This is a genomic window from Mycobacterium cajalii (assembly GCF_045809005.2).
Lineage (GTDB): Bacteria > Actinomycetota > Actinomycetes > Mycobacteriales > Mycobacteriaceae > Mycobacterium.
Genome location: NZ_CM141436.1, coordinates 5,662,957 through 5,683,409, shown reverse-complemented (window position 1 = coordinate 5,683,409; position 20,453 = coordinate 5,662,957). Strand labels below are relative to the sequence as shown.

Annotated in this window: 21 protein-coding genes; 7 read left to right on the top strand and 14 right to left on the bottom strand. The window is 69.4% G+C overall.

Annotated elements, in window-relative coordinates; genetic code table 11:
• The first annotated feature begins 33 nt into the window (after positions 1-33).
• The gene (locus ACJ512_RS27155) at positions 34-837 is read left to right on the top strand and encodes a manganese catalase family protein (protein ID WP_407685762.1); all 804 of its coding nucleotides are present in this window, start codon (positions 34-36) and stop codon (positions 835-837) included.
• Positions 838-1,020: 183 nt separating this feature from the next.
• Here ACJ512_RS27155 and ACJ512_RS27150 read toward each other — a convergent pair whose 3' ends face one another.
• Positions 1,021-1,632 (bottom strand): mycothiol-dependent nitroreductase Rv2466c family protein, encoded by a 612-nt coding sequence (locus tag ACJ512_RS27150; RefSeq protein WP_369736726.1) that lies wholly within the window; start codon positions 1,630-1,632, stop codon positions 1,021-1,023.
• An 85-nt stretch (positions 1,633-1,717) separates the two neighbouring features.
• Here ACJ512_RS27150 and ACJ512_RS27145 point away from each other — a divergent pair, with 85 nt between their 5' ends.
• Positions 1,718-2,539 (top strand): arylamine N-acetyltransferase family protein, encoded by an 822-nt coding sequence (locus ACJ512_RS27145; protein ID WP_369736727.1) that lies wholly within the window; start codon positions 1,718-1,720, stop codon positions 2,537-2,539.
• A 109-nt stretch (positions 2,540-2,648) separates the two neighbouring features.
• Here ACJ512_RS27145 and ACJ512_RS27140 read toward each other — a convergent pair whose 3' ends face one another.
• The 5 genes from ACJ512_RS27140 to fadD3 are packed head-to-tail and all read right to left on the bottom strand — an operon-like array spanning position 2,649 to position 8,391.
• Positions 2,649-3,767, bottom strand: coding sequence for a pyridoxal phosphate-dependent aminotransferase (locus ACJ512_RS27140; RefSeq protein WP_369741406.1), 1,119 nt, complete (start codon positions 3,765-3,767; stop codon positions 2,649-2,651).
• 44 nt (positions 3,768-3,811) lie between these two features.
• On the bottom strand, positions 3,812-4,744 hold the full coding sequence (gene ipdE2 / locus ACJ512_RS27135; RefSeq protein WP_369741407.1) for an acyl-CoA dehydrogenase IpdE2: 933 nt from the start codon (positions 4,742-4,744) through the stop codon (positions 3,812-3,814).
• A gap of 10 nt (positions 4,745-4,754) precedes the next feature.
• Entirely contained in the window at positions 4,755-5,705 is a 951-nt protein-coding gene (locus ACJ512_RS27130; RefSeq protein WP_407685763.1) for an acyl-CoA dehydrogenase family protein, read from the bottom strand.
• The gene (locus ACJ512_RS27125) at positions 5,702-6,847 is read right to left on the bottom strand and encodes an acyl-CoA dehydrogenase family protein (RefSeq protein ID WP_407685764.1); all 1,146 of its coding nucleotides are present in this window, start codon (positions 6,845-6,847) and stop codon (positions 5,702-5,704) included. The genes ACJ512_RS27130 and ACJ512_RS27125 overlap by 4 nt, the downstream gene beginning before the upstream one ends.
• Complete coding sequence (fadD3, locus tag ACJ512_RS27120) at positions 6,847-8,391, bottom strand: 3-((3aS,4S,7aS)-7a-methyl-1,5-dioxo-octahydro-1H-inden-4-yl)propanoate--CoA ligase FadD3 (RefSeq protein ID WP_407685765.1); 1,545 nt, start codon at positions 8,389-8,391, stop codon at positions 6,847-6,849. The genes ACJ512_RS27125 and fadD3 overlap by 1 nt, the downstream gene beginning before the upstream one ends.
• An 83-nt stretch (positions 8,392-8,474) precedes the next feature.
• Between fadD3 and ipdE1 the strand changes: the two genes are divergently transcribed.
• The 4 genes from ipdE1 (at position 8,475) to fadA6 (ending at position 12,218) form a co-directional block, all read left to right on the top strand.
• Positions 8,475-9,623: an acyl-CoA dehydrogenase IpdE1 gene (ipdE1, locus tag ACJ512_RS27115; protein ID WP_407685766.1), complete on the top strand. Its 1,149-nt coding sequence runs from the start codon at positions 8,475-8,477 to the stop codon at positions 9,621-9,623.
• Entirely contained in the window at positions 9,620-10,408 is a 789-nt protein-coding gene (gene ipdF / locus ACJ512_RS27110; RefSeq protein WP_407685767.1) for a (5R,7aS)-5-hydroxy-7a-methyl-1-oxo-2,3,5,6,7,7a-hexahydro-1H-indene-carboxyl-CoA reductase, read from the top strand. Before ipdE1 ends, ipdF begins: the two co-directional genes overlap by 4 nt.
• 104 nt (positions 10,409-10,512) lie before the next feature.
• Positions 10,513-11,052 (top strand): TetR/AcrR family transcriptional regulator, encoded by a 540-nt coding sequence (locus tag ACJ512_RS27105; protein ID WP_461480162.1) that lies wholly within the window; start codon positions 10,513-10,515, stop codon positions 11,050-11,052.
• 5 nt (positions 11,053-11,057) lie between these two features.
• Positions 11,058-12,218, top strand: coding sequence for a steroid 3-ketoacyl-CoA thiolase FadA6 (gene fadA6, locus ACJ512_RS27100; RefSeq protein ID WP_407685769.1), 1,161 nt, complete (start codon positions 11,058-11,060; stop codon positions 12,216-12,218).
• Between the two features lie 82 nt (positions 12,219-12,300).
• Here fadA6 and ACJ512_RS27095 read toward each other — a convergent pair whose 3' ends face one another.
• Genes ACJ512_RS27095 through ACJ512_RS27080 form a run of 4 tightly spaced genes read right to left on the bottom strand, consistent with a single transcriptional unit; the run spans position 12,301 to position 16,423 of the window.
• Positions 12,301-14,322: a fatty acid desaturase gene (locus tag ACJ512_RS27095; RefSeq protein WP_407685770.1), complete on the bottom strand. Its 2,022-nt coding sequence runs from the start codon at positions 14,320-14,322 to the stop codon at positions 12,301-12,303.
• Between the two features lie 44 nt (positions 14,323-14,366).
• Positions 14,367-15,107, bottom strand: a complete 741-nt coding sequence (locus ACJ512_RS27090; RefSeq protein WP_407685784.1) for a hypothetical protein — start codon at positions 15,105-15,107, stop codon at positions 14,367-14,369.
• On the bottom strand, positions 15,104-15,751 hold the full coding sequence (locus tag ACJ512_RS27085) for a SatD family protein (protein ID WP_407685771.1): 648 nt from the start codon (positions 15,749-15,751) through the stop codon (positions 15,104-15,106). Before ACJ512_RS27085 ends, ACJ512_RS27090 begins: the two co-directional genes overlap by 4 nt.
• A gap of 42 nt (positions 15,752-15,793) precedes the next feature.
• Complete coding sequence (locus ACJ512_RS27080; RefSeq protein ID WP_407685772.1) at positions 15,794-16,423, bottom strand: TetR/AcrR family transcriptional regulator; 630 nt, start codon at positions 16,421-16,423, stop codon at positions 15,794-15,796.
• 161 nt (positions 16,424-16,584) lie between these two features.
• Here ACJ512_RS27080 and ACJ512_RS27075 point away from each other — a divergent pair, with 161 nt between their 5' ends.
• Entirely contained in the window at positions 16,585-16,974 is a 390-nt protein-coding gene (locus tag ACJ512_RS27075) for a VOC family protein (protein WP_407685773.1), read from the top strand.
• A gap of 15 nt (positions 16,975-16,989) precedes the next feature.
• Here ACJ512_RS27075 and ipdC read toward each other — a convergent pair whose 3' ends face one another.
• The 4 genes from ipdC to echA20 are packed head-to-tail and all read right to left on the bottom strand — an operon-like array spanning position 16,990 to position 20,445.
• The gene (ipdC, locus tag ACJ512_RS27070; RefSeq protein ID WP_407685774.1) at positions 16,990-18,060 is read right to left on the bottom strand and encodes a (3aS,4S,5R,7aS)-5-hydroxy-7a-methyl-1-oxo-octahydro-1H-indene-4-carboxyl-CoA dehydrogenase; all 1,071 of its coding nucleotides are present in this window, start codon (positions 18,058-18,060) and stop codon (positions 16,990-16,992) included.
• Positions 18,057-18,812: a cholesterol ring-cleaving hydrolase subunit IpdB gene (ipdB, locus tag ACJ512_RS27065; RefSeq protein ID WP_407685775.1), complete on the bottom strand. Its 756-nt coding sequence runs from the start codon at positions 18,810-18,812 to the stop codon at positions 18,057-18,059. The genes ipdC and ipdB overlap by 4 nt, the downstream gene beginning before the upstream one ends.
• Positions 18,809-19,690, bottom strand: coding sequence for a cholesterol ring-cleaving hydrolase subunit IpdA (ipdA, locus tag ACJ512_RS27060; protein WP_407685776.1), 882 nt, complete (start codon positions 19,688-19,690; stop codon positions 18,809-18,811). Before ipdA ends, ipdB begins: the two co-directional genes overlap by 4 nt.
• Positions 19,687-20,445: a (7aS)-7a-methyl-1,5-dioxo-2,3,5,6,7,7a-hexahydro-1H-indene-carboxyl-CoA hydrolase gene (gene echA20, locus ACJ512_RS27055; RefSeq protein ID WP_407685777.1), complete on the bottom strand. Its 759-nt coding sequence runs from the start codon at positions 20,443-20,445 to the stop codon at positions 19,687-19,689. Before echA20 ends, ipdA begins: the two co-directional genes overlap by 4 nt.
• Positions 20,446-20,453 lie beyond the last annotated feature (8 nt).

Below are 20,453 nucleotides of genomic sequence, written 5' to 3'. Positions count from 1 at the left end.
ACCCATCTCCGCTGAGCTGTTGAGGAGTGCTCGATGTTTCTGCACAACACCAAGATGATGTACACCGTTCGGGTCGACGACCCGGACCCGGCATTCGCCAAGCTCCTGCTGGAACAGTTCGGCGGCCCCAACGGGGAGCTCGCGGCGGCGATGCGTTACTTCCTGCAGGGCTGGAACGAGCCGCACGGACCGCGGCGCAGCATGCTGCTCGACATCGCCACCGAAGAGCTCTCGCACCTCGAGATGGTGGCCCAGATGCTGTCGATGCTGCTGAAGGGCTCGCCCTCGGAGCTGGTCGACCAGGTCGAGGGCACCTACCTCGGTGAGCTGCTGGACGGCAAGATGCCCGATTCCGCGACCGTGGCGCTCAACAGCGGGGCGAACGTGCTGGGCGGGGGCGGGCCGCGGCTCACCGATTCGCAGGGGGCGCCGTTCACCGCCGCATACATCGACACCCTCGGCTCGCCGGCCACCGATCTGCGCTCGGACATCGCAGCGGAGGCGCGGGCGAAGATCGTCTACGAGCGGCTGATCAAGCTCACCGACGACAGCGGCGCCAAGGACACGTTGAACTTCCTGATGACCCGCGAGATCGCCCACCAGAAGATGTTCGAGGCCGCGCTGTCGGCCATCGAGGACAACTTCCCGCCCGGAAAGTTGCCCGGTGACGAGAAGCTGGGGCACGCCTACGTCGCCGACTCCGGGACGTTCGGCGAGTCGGGCAGCGACGGCGGGGGAACCCGCGAGGGCTTCGAGCACGCCGAGTCCAACAGCTCCTGGGGCTTCACCCTCGACCAGGATCCGATTCAGCACGCCTCCGCTCAGCAGGTCGAGTAGCCCGCCAAAAAGCCGGAGGCGACGGTCAGTTCCGGCCGCGCTGCCACCAGCGTTGCCCGGGCTCCTTCGGATGGCCCGGGCACCACTGTGCTGCCGGCACGGTCCGGCGGACCTGCTCCACGTGAGCTCCGCACCCGGACCATGTCGTTTTCCCGCAGGTGCGGCATTTGACGGGGTGGCACATCAGCGGGGCTCCTCCTCGAGCGTCGGCGGCCCCTGCACGGGCCGTTGCAGTGTTGCGAATTCGGGTGTCTGCGCGGCGATGAGCACCGCTTCGAGCAGGCGGACGCCGTCCTCGTTGCCGGGGATCCGTGTCATGACCGGGCCGTGGAACCCGCGGCCGTCCACCACGATGATCGGGCTGCCGGCGGAGCCGCCGAGTGTGTCCTGGGCGGCTTGGTGGCTACGTTTGACGTCCGCGTCGAAACCGCTGTCGTCGAGCGCGTCGGCGAGCGATTCCTGAAGTCCGCACTTGGCCAGTATCTCCCTGATCTCGCCGCCGGTCAGCTCGTCCTCGCGCACATGGATCTGGGCGCCCAGCGAGTCGTAGAGGCGCGTGAACGCGTCCTGTCCGTGCTTGCCGACGACCGCGGCGAACAGGCGCCCCAGCCGTCGTGACCGTTCCATCATGCGCTTTTGCTTGCCCTCGAGTTCCTTGCCCTCGTTGAGAACGGCCAGGCTCATCTGGCGCAGGGTGACCGGTGTGTGGGTGGCGTGCGCGGCATCGAGCAGCCAGCGCGAGGTGACCCAGGAGAACGGGCACACCGGATCCAGGTAGAGGTCGACGTCAGGCATGTTCGCGATAATACCCCCGCGGGTATGACCTGTCGAAGCGGCTCCGCGGGCGCGCGGCGGCCGGGACCGGCAGCAGAATGGCTGTATGACTCTGGATCTGAACGGGTATTTCGCCCGCGTCGGCTATTGCGGCCCCGCCGAGCCGGGCCTGCAGGTGCTGCAGGAGCTGGTGTCGGCCCACGCGAGGGCGATTCCGTTCGAGAACCTCGACCCGTTGCTGGGGGTGCCCGTCGACGACCTGAGCGCGGCGTCCCTCTACGACAAGCTGGTCCGCCGGCGGCGGGGCGGCTACTGCTACGAGCAGAACGGGCTGATGGGATACGTGCTGGCCGAACTCGGCTTCCGGGTGCGGCGCCTGGGCGCCCGGGTGCTCTGGATGCGCCCGCCCGATGCGCCCTTCCCGACGCGGACGCACACCCTGCTGGCGGTGCGGTTCCCCGGTGCCCGCGGGGCCTATCTGGTCGATGTCGGCTTCGGCGGCCTCACGCCGCCCTCGCCCCTGCGCATCGAGACCGGCAGCGTCCAGCAGACCACGCACGAGCCCTACCGGCTGGAGGACCGCGGCGACGGGCTGTTGTTGCAGGCCATGGTGCGCGGCGAATGGCAACCGCTCTACGAGTTCACCACGCGGACCGAGCCGGATGTCGACCTGCAGGTGGGCAGCTGGTTCGTCTCGACGCACCCGTCGTCGATCTTCGTGACCGGCCTGATGGCCGCACTGGTCACCGACGACGGCCGGGTCAACCTGGCCGGCCGCGAGCTCACCTGGCACCGGGCCGACGGCAGCGAGAAACGCCTCCTGCCCGACGCGGCCGCCGTCGTCGACGCCCTGGGCGACCGGTTCGGCATCCACGTGGGCGAGCGCGCCGCGCTTCAGGCGCGCATCGACAGGCTCCTCGGCGGCTGACAGCGGGCACGGACGCGTCGGTGCGCGAGATCGACCTTCTGCAGTGCCCTTCTCGAACTTTCCCTGCAAAACGTCGATCTCGACGGAGGCTCGACACGCTCCTCGGCGGCTAGCGCGCGGCGAGCCAGGGGCCCATGCGCCGCAGCGCCTCTTCTATGTCGCTCGAGGGTCCGGCGAACGACAGCCGGACGAACGAATTGCCGCGCGCGGTGTCGAAGTCGATGCCGGGAGCGATCGCAACGCCGGTGTCGGCCAACAGCTCCGAGCAGAACCCGAGCGAGTCCGCGGTGAAGTCCGAGACGTCGGCGTAGACGTAGAACGCACCGTCGGTGGGCGCCAGCCGGTCGAGACCGATCCGGCGCAGTCCGTCGAGCAGCAGCGACCGGTTGACCGCGTACTGCCGCAGGTGGCCGTCGGCCTCGGCAATCGCCTCGGGGGTGAACGCGGCGACCGCGGCGAGCTGGGACAGCACCGGCGGGCAGATCGTGAAGTTGCCGGTGAGGCAGTCCACCGCGCGGCGCAGCTCGGTCGGCACCAGCAACCAGCCGAGCCGCCAGCCCGTCATCGCGAAGTATTTGGAAAAGCTGTTGACCACCAAGGCATCTCGCGATGTCTGCCACGCGCAGCTGGTCTGCGGCGCCCCATCGTAGACCAGGCCGTGGTAGACCTCGTCGCTGATCAGCCGGGCCCCGGAGGCCTCGCACCAGGAAGCGATGGCGGCCAGTTCGTCCGGCGGGATGACCGTCCCGGTCGGGTTGGCCGGGCTCGCCACGATCACGCCCTGCACCGGCGGGTCGAGCTCGGCGAGCATCTGTGCGGTGGGCTGGAAGCGGGTCTGCGGTCCGCAGGCGATGTCCACCACCTCACAACCCAACGCGGACAGTATGTTTCGGTAGCACGGATAACCGGGACTGGCCAGCGCCACCCGGTCGCCCACGTCGAAGCACGACAGGAAGGCGAGCAGAAACCCGCCCGAGGAGCCGGTGGTGACGACGACCGCGTCGGGCTCGACGTCGATCCCGTGCCGGCGCCGGTAGTCCGCGGCGATCGCGGCGCGCAGCTCGGGCACGCCCAACGCCACGGTGTAGCCGAGCTGGTTGAGGTGCAGGGCGGCGGCCGCGGCCGCGCGCACCGGCTCGGGAGCGCCCACGCTGGGCTGACCCGCCGAGAGGTTCACCAGGTCGCCGTGGCTGCGCTGGCGCTCGGCGGCGGCCAGCCACACGTCCATCACATAGAACGGCGGGATGCCGGCGCGCAGCGAGACGTGACCGTTCACGAGGTCGTCAGCACCTCGGATTCCAGTCGGCGCAGCAACTCTCGCGTCGAAGCGAGCAGGTGCGCGCTGCCGTGCGCGCGTTTGAAATACAGGTGCATGTCGTGTTCCCAGGTGATGGCGATGCCGCCGTGCAGCTGGATTCCCTCGGCGGCCACGGCTTGCAGCGCGTCGGTGGCGGCCAGCCGTGCGGTGGCGGCGTTGGTGGGCGTGGGGTCGGCGCACGCTTCGGACACCACGGCCTTCGCCGCGGAGACGGCGACGTACAGGTCGGCCATGCGATGTTTGAGAGCCTGGAAGCTGCCGATCGGCCGGCCGAACTGCACCCGGTTCTTGGCGTAGTCGACGGTGAGTTCCAGGCAGCGCTCGGCCGCGCCGACCTGCTCGGCCGCCAGCAGCACGGCCGCGCTGTCAGCGAGGCCGGGGTCGGGGCCGATGCCCTCGGTCTGGTCGGGCCGGATCCGGGCCAGCCGGCGGGTGGGGTCCATGGTGGCGACGGGCTGGGCGGTGAATCGCGTCCACCGGCTCAGCTGCCCGTCGGCCGCGGCCACCACGACGTCGGCGATGTCGCCGTTGACCACGTAGTCGGCGTCGAATGCCACCGCTCCGATCGAGTCGCCCGCGGCGAGGCGTTCGAGGGTGTCGGTGTCCGGTTCGGGCGCGGCCAGCAGCGCCAGCTCGGCCAGGGTGGTGCCCACTAGCGGCGAGGGCACCAGCGCCCGCCCCAGCTCCTGTAACACCGCTGCCGCATCGGCCAATTCACCGCCGGCACCGCCCAGCTCCTCGGGTATCACCAAGGCGGCGGCACCCACCTGCTCGCACAGCAGCCGCCACAGCGACTCGTCGTACCCGCGCTCGGACTCCATCGCCGCGCGCACCGCGGCCGGGCCGGCATGCTTGGCCACCAGGGCGGCGACGCTCTGGCGCAGCATTTCGCGTTCTTCACTCACTGAGGGCCTCCAGCACTCGCCGTCGGTGCGCCTGGGGGTCCCCCCATGCCGATCGCAGCGCCTGCACGCGCAGCAGCCACAACGACAGGTCGTGCTCCTGCGTGAACCCGATGGCGCCGTGGGTCTGCAGCGCCGAGCGCGCCGCCAGCAGGCCCGCCTCGGCGGCGGCGGCTTTGGCCGCGCTGACGTCGCGGGGCTCCAGCGACAAGGCCGCGCCGTACACCAGCGGGCGGGCCAGTTCGACCGCGATGTGCACGTCGGCGAGCTTGTGCTTGATCGCCTGGTAGGAGCCGATCACCCTGCCGAACTGGGCCCGCTGCTTGGCGTAGTCGACGGCGGCCTGCAGCAGCGCCTCGGCGGCACCGACCAGCTGGGCGGCGGTGGCCAGCGCCCCGAACTCGCAGGCGCGCTTGACGTCTGCCTGCCAGACCGCGCCGGTCGCCGTCACCTCGTGCAGGTGCCGGCTCGGATCGACGGACTCGTGCCGCTGGCCGGGCGCGGCCGCGGCGACCCCCGCCTCGGTGGCCAGCAGCACCAGCCCGGCCGCCCCGGCGTCCACGGCGCGCGGCTGCTGCGGCGGCAGTGCCACCGTGGCGATCAGCTCGCCGGAGGCCAGCTGGGCGCAGCGTTCAGCCTGGTCTTCAGCGGCCAGCAAAACCGGTGCCACGGCGATGGATTCGGCCACCGGCCCGGGAACGCACCAGCGTCCGAGGCGTTCGAGCGCGACCACCAGGTCCACCGGGTGGGCGTCCAGGCCGTCGAACCGTTCCGGCACGGCCAGTGCGGTGACGCCGAGGTCGGCCAGCCGCTGCCACACCTTGCGCCCCGGCGCGAAGTCACCGGCGGACCACGCCCGCACCGCGCCGGGCAGGTCCGCCGCGCCGAGCGCCGCGTCGATGCTGGCCGCGAAGTCCCGCTGCTGTTCGTCGAGCGTGAATTTCACCTCTTGCTCCCCGACTTCTCCCGAGGCAGGCCCAGCAGCCGCTCGGAAATGATGTTGCGCTGGATCTCGTTGGTGCCGGCGTAGATCGGGCCGCCCAGCGCGAACAGCAGTCCGTCGCTCCAGGGGCCCGCGAGCTCGCCGTCGGCCGCCAGGAGGTCGAGCGCGGTCTGGTGTATGGCCACGTCGAGGTCGGACCAGAACACCTTGGTCACCGAGGATTCCGCGCCGAGCTCGCCGCCGGCGGCCAGCCGCGTCACCGTGCCGAACGTCTGCAGCCGGTAGGCCTGCGCGTCGATCCACGCGTCGGCGACCCGGTCGGCGAAGGCGGGAGGCGACCCGCGGTCCCGCCACAACCGCACCAACCGCTCGGCCGCCGCCATGAAGCGCGCCGGGCTGCGCAGCGACATCCCGCGTTCGTTGCTGGAGGTGCTCATCGCCGCGCGCCAGCCGTCGTTCGGGGTGCCGATCACGTCGGCGTCGGGCACGAAGACGTCGTCGAGGAAGATCTCGCCGAAGCCGGTGTCGCCGCCGAGCTGGGCGATCGGGCGCACGGTGACGCCGTCGGCCTTGAGGTCGAACATGAAGTAGGTCAGTCCGTGGTGCCGCTCGGCGGCGGGGTCGGACCGGAACAGCCCGAATCCCATCTCGGCGAACGGCGCGCGCGAGCTCCAGATCTTCTGCCCGTTGAGCAGCCAGCCGCCGTCGGTGCGGGTCGCGGTTGACCGCAACGACGCCAGGTCGCTCCCGGATTCGGGCTCCGACCAGGCCTGGGCCCAGATCTGTTCGCCGCTGGCCATTTTCGGCAGTATGCGGTCGAGCTGCTCGGAGGTTCCGTGCGCGAACAGCGTCGGGGCCAGCATCGAGGTCCCGTTGGCGCTGGCCCGGCCGGGCGCCCCGGCCCGGAAGTACTCCTCCTCGAACACCACCCAGTGCAGCAGCGGCGCGTCGCGGCCCCCGTAGCGCTGCGGCCAGGTGATCACCGACAGGCCGGCATCGAAAAGCACCCGGTCCCAACGCCGGTGCTGGGCGAAGCCTTCGGCGTTGTCGTAGGACTTCGTCGGGATGGAATCGGCTTTGTCCGAAAGGAATTCCCGCACCTCGGCCTGGAAGGCCAGTGTCTGTTCGTCCAGGTCCAGATCCATCAGGCCAGCTCCCGCAGTTGTGATTTGACCACCTTGCCCCCCGCGTTGCGCGGCAGCGTGTCGACGAACCGCACCGATCGTGGGGCCTTGAAGTTCGCCAGATGTTCACGGCTGTAGGCGATCACCGATTCCTCGTCGAGGCCGGCGCCGGGTCGGGTCACCAGGAATGCACGCCCGACCTCGCCGAGGCGCTCGTCGGGAACCCCGATCACCGCGGCGTCGGCCACCCCGTCCAGCCGGGCGAGCACCTGCTCGACCTCGGCGGGGTAGACGTTGAAACCGCCGCAGATGTACATGTCCTTGAGCCGATCGGTGATGCGCAGGTTGCCGGCTTCGTCGAGGGCGCCGACGTCACCGGTGTGCAGCCAGCCGTCGGCGTCGACGGCGGCGGCGGTGGCCGCCGGGTCGTCGAGGTAGCCCAGCATCACATTCGGCCCGCGCAGCAGCACTTCGCCGGACGGTGATCCCGCGTCGGAGTCGATGCGCAGCTCGAAGCCGGCGAACGGTCGACCGCAGGTGGTCGCGACGGTGACCGCATCGTCGTCGGGGCGGCACATGGTGCCCATGCCGTTGGCCTCGGTCAGACCGTAGGCGGTGAGCACGATGTCGATGTCGAGTTCGGTTTGCATGCGCTCCACCAGCACCACCGGCACGGTCGCCGCGCCGGTCACCGCGAAGCGCAGCGAGCTCAGGTCGTAGTCGTGGCGCGCCGGGTGATCCAGCAGCATCTGGTAGATGGTGGGCGGGCCGGGGAGCACGGTGATGCGCCTGCGCTCGATCGCCTGCAGCGCGGCCAGCGGGTCGAAGGTCAGGTGCGGGATCAGCGTGGCCCCGGTCTGCAGGCAGGCCAGGATGCCGGCCTTGTAGCCGAAGTTGTGGAAGAACGGGTTGATGCACAGGTAGCGGTCGTCGCTGGTGATCTTGCCGTTGGCCGCCCACGCTGCCGAAGCCGACAGCGACTGGCGGTGCGCGCACAGCACGCCCTTGCTGCGGCCGGTGGTGCCGGAGGTGAACAGGATGTCGCTGACGTCGTCGGGGGTGACGGCGGCCGCGCGGGCGGCCACCGCGCTGACGTCGGTGCCGTGGGCCATGAACTCGTCCCAGGTCCCGTCCGGGGCCTCGATCGGCACCCGTACGACGTGCCGTAGCGCGGGCAGCGCTTGAGAGTTCAGGCGGTCCAGGCCGGCGACGCGGTCGGTGCCCAGGAACTCGCCCATCGCGAACAGGACCGGCGCCTCGGTGCGCGCCAGGATGTCGGCGGCCTCCTCGGCGGTGTAGCGGGTGTTCAGCGGCACCATCGCGGCACCGGCGTGGTGGATCGCCAGGCAGGCCACCACCCAGTGCCAGGTGTTGGGGGACCAGATGGCCACCCGGTCGCCGGGCCGGACACCCAGCGCGATCAGTGCGGCGGCGGCGTGGTGCACCTCGTCGCGCAGCTCGGCGGCCGAGAAGCTCCGCTCGTCGGTGATCAGGGCCGGATGGTCGGGGAGTTGCAGCGCGAAACGATCGAGCGCCGCGGGCACGGTGCGCGGATCGTTGGTCATCGGATGCTCCTCGGTGTCCGGTCCGCGGCGCGCAGCACCGGCGGCCTAACAAAGCAAGTGCTTGGTAGGTTAGCCTACAGGGCGTGCAGGACGTCGAAGAGTTTCGGGCGGAGGTCCGGCAGTGGCTCGCCGACAACCTCGTGGGCGAGTTCGCGGCGCTGAAAGGGCTCGGCGGGCCCGGGCGCGAGCACGAGGCCTTCGAGGAGCGCCGGGCCTGGAACCAGCATCTCGCCGCGGCGGGGCTGACGTGCCTGGGATGGCCGGTCGAGCACGGCGGGCGCGGCCTGTCCACCGCGCACCGGGTTGCCTTCTACGAGGAGTACGCCCGCGCCGACGCCCCGGACAAGGTGAATCACTTCGGCGAGGAATTGGTGGGCCCGACGCTGATCGCGTACGGCACACCCGAACAGCAGCGGCGTTTCCTGCCGCGCATCCTCGACGTCAGCGAGCTGTGGTGCCAGGGATATTCCGAACCGGGCGCGGGCAGCGACCTGGCCAACGTGGCGACCACCGCCGAACTCGACGGCGACCAGTGGGTGATCAACGGCCAGAAGGTGTGGACGTCGCTGGCGCACCTGTCGCAGTGGTGCTTCGTGGTCGCGCGGTCCGAGAAGGGCTCCAAGCGGCACGCCGGCCTGTCCTACCTGCTGGTCCCGCTGGACCAGCCGGGCGTGCAGGTCCGGCCGATCGTCCAGATCACCGGCACCGCGGAGTTCAACGAGGTGTTCTTCGACGACGCCCGCACCGACGCCTCGATGGTGGTCGGCGAGCCGGGTGACGGCTGGCGGGTCGCGATGGGAACGCTGACGTTCGAGCGCGGCGTGTCCACCCTGGGGCAGCAGATCGTCTATGCCCGAGAGCTTTCCAATCTTGCCGGGCTCGCGCAGCGCAACGGGGCCGCCGCGGACCCGTTCATCCGCGAACGGCTGACACGGGCGTGGACCGGGCTGCGGGCCATGCGTTCGTATGCCCTGGCCACCATGGATGTCGAGCAGCCCGGCCAGGACAACGTGTCGAAGTTGTTGTGGGCCAACTGGCATCGCGCCCTGGGCGAGCTGGCGATGGACGTGGCCGGCAGGTCGTCGATGACGATGCCGGACGGCGAGTTCGACGAGTGGCAGCGGCTGTTCCTGTTCACCCGCGCCGACACCATCTACGGCGGATCCAACGAGATCCAGCGCAACATCATCGCCGAGCGGGTACTCGGCCTGCCCCGGGAGGTTAAGGGATGACCCTGTCCGAAGCGCCGGAAGAGATTGCCGGACACGGGCTTCTAACTGGCAAGGTGGTCGTCGTCACGGCGGCCGCGGGAACCGGCATCGGGTCGGCGACGGCGCGACGGGCCCTGGCCGAGGGTGCCGACGTGGTGATCTCCGATCACCACGAACGCCGGCTGGGGGAGACCGCCGACGGTCTGGCGGCGCTGGGGCTGGGCCGCGTGGAGAAGGTGCTGTGCGACGTGACGTCCACCGCCCAGGTCGACGCGCTGTTCGCGTCGGTCACCGCCCGGATGGGGCGCATGGACGTGCTGGTCAACAACGCCGGACTGGGCGGGCAGACCCCGGTGGTCGACATGACCGACGAGGAATGGGAACGCGTCCTGGACGTGACGTGTACGTCGGTGTTCCGCGCCACCCGCGCGGCGCTGCGGTACTTCCGCGAGGCCGGGCACGGCGGCGTGATCGTCAACAACGCCAGCGTCCTGGGCTGGCGGGCCCAGCACTCGCAGGCACACTACGCCGCGGCCAAGGCCGGGGTGATGGCGTTGACCCGTTGCAGCGCAATCGAAGCCGTCGAATACGGGGTGCGGATCAACGCCGTTTCGCCCAGCATCGCGCGACACAAGTTCCTGGACAAGACGACCTCGGTTGACCTGCTGGACCGGTTGTCCGCCGGCGAGGCGTTCGGCCGCGCCGCCGAACCGTGGGAGGTCGCGGCCACCATCGCGTTCCTGGCCAGCGACTACTCGAGCTATCTGACCGGCGAGGTCATCTCGGTGTCCAGCCAGCATCCATGAGGCCGCTGGCCGAGCAAGCGCTTGGTTGATAGGCTGGCGCGGTGGAGCGGGACACGAGTCAGCCGAACAGCCGCCGCGGGGAGCTGCTCGAGCTCGCCGCGGCCATGTTCGCCGAGCGTGGCCTGCGCGCCACCACGGTGCGCGACATCGCCGACGGTGCCGGCATCCTCTCCGGCAGCCTGTACCACCATTTCTCCTCCAAGGAAGAGATGGTCGACGAATTGCTGCGCGGCTTCCTGGACTGGCTGTTCGCCCGCTACCGGGAGATCATCGACACCGAGGCCAACGCCCTGGCGCGGCTCAAGGGCCTGTTCCTGGCGTCGTTCGAGGCGATCGAGCACCGGCATTCCCAGGTCGTCATCTACCAGGACGAGGCCAAGCGGCTGTCGTCGCAACCGCGGTTCTCCTACATCGAGGACATGAATCGCCGGCAACGCAAGATGTGGGTCGAGGTGCTCAACCAGGGCATCGACGAGGGCTATTTCCAGCCCGACCTGGACGTGGACCTCGTCTACCGTTTCATCCGTGACACCACCTGGGTGTCGGTGCGCTGGTACCAACCCGGCGGACCGCTCACCGCGCAACAGGTGGGCCGGCAATACCTCGCCATCGTCCTCGGCGGAATCACCAAAGAAGGAGTCTGACGCAAATGACAGAGGCGTACGTCATCGACGCTGTGCGTACCGCCGTCGGCAAGCGCAACGGATCGCTGGCCGGCGTGCACCCCGTCGATCTGGGGGCACTCGGTTGGCGCGGTCTGCTCGACCGCGTCGACGTCGACCCCGCCGCCGTCGACGACGTGATCGCCGGCTGTGTCGACGCGATCGGCGGCCAGGCGGGCAACATCGCCCGGCTGTCGTGGCTGGCGGCCGGCTACCCCGAAGAGGTTCCCGGTGTCACCGTGGACCGGCAGTGCGGCTCCAGCCAGCAGGCGATTTCGTTTGGCGCGCAGGCGATCATGTCCGGGACGGCCGACCTCGTCGTGGCCGGGGGCGTGCAGAACATGAGCTGGATCCCGATCTCGTCGGCGATGAGCGTGGGTGAGCAGTTCGGGTTCACCTCGCCGACCAACGAGTCCAAGCAGTGGCTGCACCGGTACGGCGACCAGGAGATCTCGCAGTTCCGCGGTTCGGAGCTGATCGCCGAAAAATGGAACCTGTCGCGCGAGGAGATGGAACGGTACGCGCTGACCAGCCACGAGCGTGCGTTCGCGGCGATCCGCGGAGGTCACTTCGACAACGAAATCATCACCGTGGAAACCGAATCCGGGCCGTTCCGGGTCGACGAAGGCCCGCGCGAGTCGTCCCTGGAAAAGATGGCCGGCCTCAAGACGCTGGTCGAGGGCGGCCGGCTGACCGCGGCGATGGCCAGTCAGATCTCCGACGGCGCCAGCGCGGTGCTGCTGGCGTCCGAGCAGGCCGTCAAGGACCACAAGCTGACCCCGCGGGCCCGCATCCACCACATCAGTGCGCGCGCTGCCGACCCGGTGTTCATGCTCACCGGGCCCATCCCGGCGACCCGCCACGCCCTGGACAAGACCGGCCTGAGCATCGACGACATCGACACCGTCGAGATCAACGAGGCGTTCGCGCCGGTGGTGATGGCGTGGCTCAAGGAGATCAAAGCCGACCCGGAGAAGGTCAACCCCAACGGCGGCGCGATCGCGCTCGGTCATCCGTTGGGGGCGACCGGCGCCAAGCTGTTCACCACCATGCTCAACGAACTCGAGCGCATCGGCGGCCGCTACGGGCTGCAGACGATATGCGAGGGCGGCGGCACGGCCAACGTCACGATCATCGAACGGCTCTAGCTTTTACTTCTCGACGCCGAACGTGAACTGGTTGCGAGTTTTTCGCGGTTTTATCGCAGTGGCTGCACGTTCGGCGCGGGGCTCAGGCGTCGTAGTCGACGGCCAGGAACGGCGTCGTCGGATGCGATTGGCAGGTCAGGATGTAGCCGGCGTCCAATTCGGCGCGCCCGAGCGCGAAGTTGTGGTCCATCTCGACCTCGCCCTCGACGAGTTTCGCGCGGCAGGTGCCACACGCGCCGCCCATGCAGGCATACGGCGCGTCGCCGCGAACTTGCAGCGCGCCTTCCAGTATCGAGTCCCCGGGGGCCAGGTCGACCGTCGCCTGCGTGCCGGACAGTGTGAAGGTGAGGGTCGCGGTCTCGTAGGCGCGCTCGGTCGCCGGAGAAGTGTCGTAGCCGAAGAACAGCTCGAGGTGGATGCGCTCCGCGTCGACGCAATGCTCGGTCAAGACCTCGTGTGCGGTGGTCGTCATGCCCATCGGGCCGCAGACGAACCACTCGTCGATGCTGTCGGGCTGCAGGCTGCTCGTCAGCCACCGGTCGAGTTTGTCCCGGTCGATGCGGCCGCGCAGTTCCGGTGCGTGCAACGGGTCGCCCGACAGCACGTGCAGGATCTCCAGGCGGTCGGCGTAGCGGGACTCGAGCCGGTCCAACTCGTCCCGGAACATGGTCGACTCCCTGGTGCGGTTGCCGTAGATCAGCGTGAACCGGCTCTCGGTTTCGATCTCGAGCGTCGTCGCCAGGATGGACAGCACCGGCGTGATCCCGCTGCCGGCCACCAGAGCGACGTAGTGTTTCCGGGCCAGCGGGTGCAGCGGGGTGCCGAAGCGCCCGGTCGGCGTCATCAGCTCGAGCACGTCGCCGGCCTCGAGGTCATTGGCCACAAACGTCGAAAACGCCCCGCCGGGAAGGTGTTTGACGGCGATCCGCAGTTGGGCCCGGGTTGCCGGCGCGCAGATCGAGTAGTTGCGGCGAACATTCGCGCCGCCCAGGTCGGTACGTACCGTCACGTGCTGGCCCGGTTCGAACCGGAAGGCGTCCCGCAGGCCTTCCGGGACGGCGAAGGTCACCAGGGTGCTGTCGGCGGTGAGGGGGTCCACCGACGCGACCGGGATGCGGTGCAGCACCGCGTGCGGCGAACTCGACCTGGCCGGCATCCGCACCGGCAACACCTTGGCGAGCCTGCCGTTGAGGGCCTTCCATTCCCGGAACTCGTCGGGATTCAGCTGCTGGCCAAAGACTGTCGAGATGGCGGCGTTGCGTTGCAGGTAGGCCTCTTCGTTGCGCTTCCAGGTGCGCAGGTAGCGGTAGAACGGCACCGACGGGTGCAGATGATGTACCAGGTGGTAGTTCTGCGACAGCAGCACCGGGGTGAACAGCCATTCCGCGCCGACCCGGTTGCGGGTGGCCCGGTAGCGGTCGGTGCGCTGGGTGTCTTCGAGTCCGTGGTGGGGCAGCCAGTCGAACCACCACGCCAGTACCGTCAACCCTATGCGCTGCGGGATCAGGAAGGCGACCGCGAGCGTCCAGAAGTTTCCGGTGATGACGGCGACCGTGAGACCGGTCAGGCTCAGGAACAGCATCGCCAGCGTCTCGGCGAGCTCAGAGACCGGCCGGCTGCGGGCCCGCGGGAGGTAATACCTCAGGTAGAAATACTCGGACAGCGACCAGCGAAACGGCAGCGACCACAGCGAGCCGTGCGATGCGAACGTGTCGGGGTCCTCGTCGTCGTCGTTGGCATGGCGGTGATGCTGGATGTGGATGTAGGCGAACGACGGGAAGGCGACTATGGGGACGACGAAAAGCCACGCCATCCTCCCGAACAACCCGTTCACCCATCGCGCGGAGCTGATCGAGTAGTGCGAGGCATCGTGCACGACGGTGAACATCACGAATGTCACCGCGGCGTTGACCGGGATCGTGAGCCAGGCTGAGGCCGAGCCGTTGACGTAACCCACCGTGGAAAAGGCGAAGGCGGTCAAGGCGCCGAAGAAAATCGCGACTGTCGGCAACGCCAACGTCGGCACCGATGCGCCCGGATCGGGCAGCGGATGGCGCCCGACGGATTCGGGGACGGCCTGGCCTACGTCGTCAATGGTCGGCATAGCTGAAACAGCTTAACGGGCGGGCGTCCCGGGGTACACCGCGTTCAGCGCGTGGCCAGGACCAGCCCGATCCCGCCGAGCGCCAGCAGCCAACTCGTGAAGCTGCCGAGGAGAAAATACTCGGTCACCGCGTCGATGCCGACCGCGCCGTTGCGGTCCTTCTGGGCGCTCAGTTCGGGAAATCGGATGATTCCCTTGGCGGCGACGACGGCGCCCGCGGCGGCCACCTGCCCGCCGACCCCGAGGCTCAGGATCAGCAGGCGTTCCATCGGGCCGAGCAGGCGGCCGCCCTTGAGCCGGTCCGACGGTTGGGGCTGGCCGGCGGGGCGCACCGCACCCACGGACGAAAGCACCAGGCGGACCAGCTGATTCGCGGCGGCGAACTGCAGCAACACCACACCGACGATCATCAGCAGCCGCGTGGGCGTGACGTGGGCGAGCGGCAGGTGCACCCAGGCCGACCACAGGGCGAATACACCACCGACCGGCGAGGACCAACCGGACGCCATCGTCAGAAAGGTCAGCGTCCCGGCGAAGACTGCCAGCGGGGCGGCCTGACGCCTACCGCTGCGTTCACTGCGCATGCACAGCCACTTCCAGGCGGCTACGGCGCAGGCCGCCGGCACGAGCAACGCGACATCACCGCCGTGCCACAGCCCGCCCAACGCCGCGCACCCGACCACCAGGACCGGTCCGATCGCCAGGGGCGGCCACGCCGCACCGATCGTCCGCCGGCACAGGTCGGCGATGCCCACCGCGGTCAGGAAGACAGCGATGGCGCTCAGGGCAGGCTCCGAAGATATCGCGACGCAACGACAAGAAGATCCAGGCCGTCACGGCTCGCCCGCTGCGACACCGCCGAGGCGCTGATGCCCTCGGCGGCGGCGAGTTCCTTCTTGGTTCGGCCGGTCATCAAGCCCTTCACGATTCGCAGCGATCTTTCATCGAGCGATCCAAGCAGATGGTCCCGACAGATCAGGGCCGCATTGACGGCCGCGACGTCTGCGCGGGTTTCCTCGTCCGCCCGGACGGTGGTGCGCACCAGCGTGAAGCCGGGCTGCCGTTGCGTCTGTGCGGTCGCCTGGATCGCCTCGCGCGCGGCCCACCACGCCGGTCCGTCCTGGATGCCGGCCTCGGGGTCCAGGACGGTGACCGCGCCCCAGCCGATGCCGAAGCGCACGTCGACCGCGGGGGCGAGGAGCAACCGCACGCGCAGGGCGGCGTCGATGGCGGCGCCCACCGAGGGGTAGCTGCCCTGGAACTCGTCGCCGACGCTGAAGGCGGGGGCGACGATCGCGCCATCGGCGACCTCGCGCAGGGCGGTGCTCACGCGTCGATGCAGGGCGGACCGGTCCACGGCGCGCCGGGACGCCACGACGTCACCGATCACGGCCGCCCACGGTGAAGAACCAGGCTTCACTTCGGCCATGTGAAGACTATAACTTAATCCTAACCGAATATAGCTATGTGCTTAATCCTCAGCCGGGCCGCGATTCGCGGACGCGGTCACGCCGCCGATGATGTCGTCGACCGTGCGTTCCGCCAGCGCCTCGACCCGGCGGCGACCGGCGTGACGCAGCGGTCCGCGCAGGGCAAGCTCGGCGAATCCGTGCACCGCCGACCAGCAGGGCCATTCGGCGCCCTCGCGTCGCTCGGGGGACAGCATGCCCGCTTCCGACATCGCATCGAGCGCCTCGACCAACGCCACATACGGTGGCGCGCCGGCGGTCTCGCCGGTCGGGGAATCGGCCCCGAAAAAGGCCACAGTGAACCATCCCGGCTCGTCGAGCGCGAATTTGATGTACCCGAGCCCGACCGCGCGGAGCTGATCGACCGCCTGCGGCCGCGTGGAGCCGCGCCGGCGCGTCAAGCTTTGCATCCGCGCCGCCATCCGGTGCTGGATCGCGGTGGCGACGGCGCCGAGCAGGGCCTCGCGATCGGCGAAGTGGCGATAGGCGGCGTTGGGCGAAACCCCCACTCGCCGAGTCGCTTCCCGAATGGTGAGCGCGTCGGGCCCGCCGGCCCGGGTGAGGTACAGGCCCGCGTCGATCAACGCGGTGCGCAGATCCCCATGGTGATAGCCGGTCTTCAAGGTGGCCACGCTTGACCCTTCTCGGGGCGGAAGTGTACGGTGTGAACATTACCATGTTGACGCTGTGAACATCGAGGTCCGCGTCGCGAGCACCGCAGCTTTGCCGCCGGTTGTGGACGAGCGGGTGTGGCAGCGCGAATTGAACCGCACCTACGAACTTAAGGAGCAAGATGACCACCATGACGACCGGCCTCACCACGATCAGCCTGGTGTGCGTACCGACACCCGAACAGGACAAAGCGGTCGAGTTCTACGAGTCGCTCGGGTTCGAGAAGCGGACCGATCAGCCATTCGGTGGCGGCTACCGGTGGATCGAGGTCTATCCGCCCGAGGGCACGACCGGCATCGCCCTGGCTCCGCCGCCGTCGGACGCCGGACCGGTGCAACCGGCCAACACCGGTATCACGTTGTCCACGAGCGACATCGACGCCACCCACGCGGCGATGGCCGAACTCGGCGTCGACGTCGACGCGCAGGTGTCGCGAATGGGCGAGCCGGTCCCACCGATGTTCTGGTTCCGCGACCCCAGCGGGCACACGCTGCTGGTCGTCGAGACCTGAATCGCGGCTGAGCGGTCACTGCACGAAAGCGGCCGCCGACTGCAGGTGCTCGATCGCCTCGCGAACGACCTGCTCGATCAGCTCGGAGCACGAGGGCAGGTCGTCCAGAATGCCGGCGACCTGGCCAGAGGCCAGCACCCCGGCCTCGGTATTGCCCTCGACCAGGCCGGCTTTGAGCAGCATGGGGGTGTTCGCGGCCATCACCACCTGCGACCAGGTCAGCTCCTTGCCGTGCCGCATCGCCATGCCGTCGGTGATCATCGACCGCCACGTCATCTGCGACATCTGTTTGAACTTGGCGGCGTTACGCACCGCGGCGACCAAACCAAGTGCGGGGGAGCCGCTTTCGAGCTTCTCGACCAAGGCGGTCCGCAAAACGCGGTGCGGCATGCCGTCGACCCGCGTGGTGACCACCGTGCCGTCCAGCGCGGCCTCGAGGTAACGCCGCTTGACCGCGTCGGGCACGGTCGAATCCGAGGTGAGCAGAAACCGCGTGCCCATCGCCACCCCGGCGGCGCCGTAGCTCAACGCGGCGGCCAGCCCGCGCCCGTCGAAGAAGCCGCCCGCCGCGATCACCGGGATGCCCGTGCCGGCCACCGCGTCCAGCACCGAGGGCAGCAGCAGCGTCGTCGCGACCGGCCCGGTGTGGCCCCCGCCCTCGCCGCCCTGCACGATCATCGCGTCGACGCCCCATGCCGCGACCTTGCGCGCGTGCTTGGCCGCGCCGATCGACGGGATGACCACCGCCCCGGCTTCTTTCAGCCGGGCGATCAGCTCCTGTTTGGGGGCCAGGGCGAACGACGCCACCTTGACGCCCTCGCGGATCATCAGCTCGATGCGGTCGGAGGCGTCGGCCGCGTCGGCGCGGATGTTCACCCCGAACGGCTTGTCGGTGGCGGCCTTGACCTTACCGATGGCCGTCGCCAGCTCGTCCAGCGTCATGGTGGCCGAGGCCAGGATGCCCAAACCGCCCGCATTGGCCGTGGCCGACACCAGCCGGGCACCGGCCACCCAGCCCATCCCGGTCTGGACGACCGGATGCTCGACGCCCACCAACTCGGTCAGCGGCGTGCGCAGTCTGGTCATGAGCGTATCTCCCGGTCGCGCAGCGACTTCGGGTCGATGACCTCCCGGATCAGCCGCAGCTCGTCGTCGGTCGGCAGCCGGGTCTCCTCGGCGCGGTCGAGGCCGTGCACCTCGAACGAGGTGGCCTCCCGGACGTCGCCGGGTGTCACGCCCGGGTGCAGGGACACCGCGCGCATGGTGTGCTCCGGTCCGCCGAAGTCGAACACCCCGAGGTTGGACACCACGCGGTAGGTGTTGGCGAAGCGAAACGCCGGGTTGGCCGGGTCGACCTTGTCCCAGCCGATGCCGCAGACGATGTCGACGGCGTCGCAGAACACCCGCTTCGAATGGTTGCCGACCCAGTAGCTGGTCGCATGGTTGATCGCATTGCCGGGTGCACCGCGCACGCCGAACATCTGCCGCGTCGGGCTCTGCAGGGGGCCGAACGCCGAAATGTTCTGGTTGCCGAAGCGATCCACCTGATTGGCGCCCATCACCACATGGCGGCGTCCCCATGCCAGCGTCTCGAACACCCGGCCAAAGGGCATCCAGCCCTCGATGTTGTTTGGGGGGCCGGTCTTGCCCAGCGGCGGAGTGTCGGCGAGCAGCTGCGCCTCGCCGTCGGTCAGCAGGATGTCGGGGGAGAAGCTCAGCCGCGCCAGACGCGCACCCACCGAGGCCATGTTCGTCATCGGGCTGACCATGATCTCGCCTGCGTCCCTGAACAACTCGGCGCAGGCGACCGCGCAGATCTCGGCTCTGGTGCTGCTCATTTCGCCGCCTCCTCTGCGAACTCGCGCACGGCTGCCTGGTAGTCGTCTTCGCTGCCCGACAGGTAGGTCTGTTCGAACTGCTGCCAGCCCGCCTCCGTGGCGGCCGCCTCGGCGTAGTGCCGCTGGAATTTCTCGTCGCGCCCGTAATCCGGGGCGGCCGTGGTGAAGTGGGCCCCCCCGGGGGCCTCCACGACGCCGTCGACCATCATCCGGTTCACCAGCAGCGCCTGTGGGGGAACCGATTTCACCAACTCTTGGGTCGACACGACCCGCTCCACCGACAGGTAGCGCCGCTCGGCGGCCATCAAGAAGAGGTCGTCGAAGTAGGGGTCGATGCCGGTGTAGGCTGCGTTGCCCCGCTCGTCACCGAGGTTGAGGTGCACGAATGCGGCGTCGAGACGCAACGCCGGCATGGCGATCAGCGTCTCCTGCCCGCCGGGTGACGGATAGGGGCTCGCCACGGTCTTCAGTTCGCCCTCCCAGAAGTCGAGGACCGAACTGCCCAGCCCGGCGCGGATGGGCAGGAACGGCAGGCGCTGCGCGGCGGCCTGCAGGCCGCATCGCAGCATGCCCTCGTCCATCTCGCGGGACTCGATCGCCCCGGTGGTGCGCGCCTTGGCGAACCAGGGGTCGTAGAAGGGTGGCGAGTCCAGTGAGACGAAGCCGTAGTAGACCCGCCGCACCTTTCCCGCCGAGCACAGCAGCCCCACGTCGGGGCCGCCGTAGGACACCACGGTGAGGTCCTTGGCGCCGGTGCGCAGCATGGCCCGCACGAACGCCATGGGTTTGCGCCGCGAGCCCCAGCCGCCGATGCCGATGGTCATGCCGCTGCGCAATTGCGCGACGGCCTCGTCGAGCGTGGTCCTCTTGTCGGTCACTCCGTTTTGCCCTTCGTCGTTCCGGCGAACACGTCGCGGTGCTCGTCGGAGACCCCGGCGAGGTTCAGCTCGAACGTGAAGCCTTGTTCCATGCGGTAACTCGAGTTGACCCGCTGCACGTCGATCAGGTTCAGCGCCTCCTTGGCCGCGCGGATGACGCGGGTGTCCTTGGCGGCGATCTCGCGGGCCACCCGCAGCGCGGCCTCGTCGAGCTGCTCGCGCGGCACCACCTCGTGCACCGAGCCGAAGTGGTGCAAGGTGGCGGCGTCCACGGTGGCCGCGGTGAAGAACAGTCGCCGCATCATGTGCTGGGGCACCAGCCGGGACAGGTGGGTGGCCGCGCCCAGGGCGCCGCGCTCGACCTCGGGCAGCCCGAAGGTGGCGTCCTCGGACGCGACGATCACGTCGGAGTTGCCGACCAGCCCGATGCCCCCGCCGACGCAGAAGCCGTTGACCGCCGCGACCACCGGCACCGCGCATTCGTAGACCGCGCGGAACGCGGCGAAACAGCCGCGGTTGGCGTCGATGAGCGCGGTGAACCCCTCCGTGCGCTGCATCTCCTTGATGTCCACGCCGGCGTTGAAGCCGCGGCCCTCCGCCCGCAGGACCACCACGTGGGTGTCGGTGTCGTTGCCGGCCGCCGTGATCGCGTCGGCAAGCTCGAACCAGCCGCGCGAGGGAATGGCGTTGACGGGCGGGAAGTCGACGGTGACCGCGACGACGCCCGGCTCGGTGGTGGTGGTTGTGATTGGCATTGCACTCC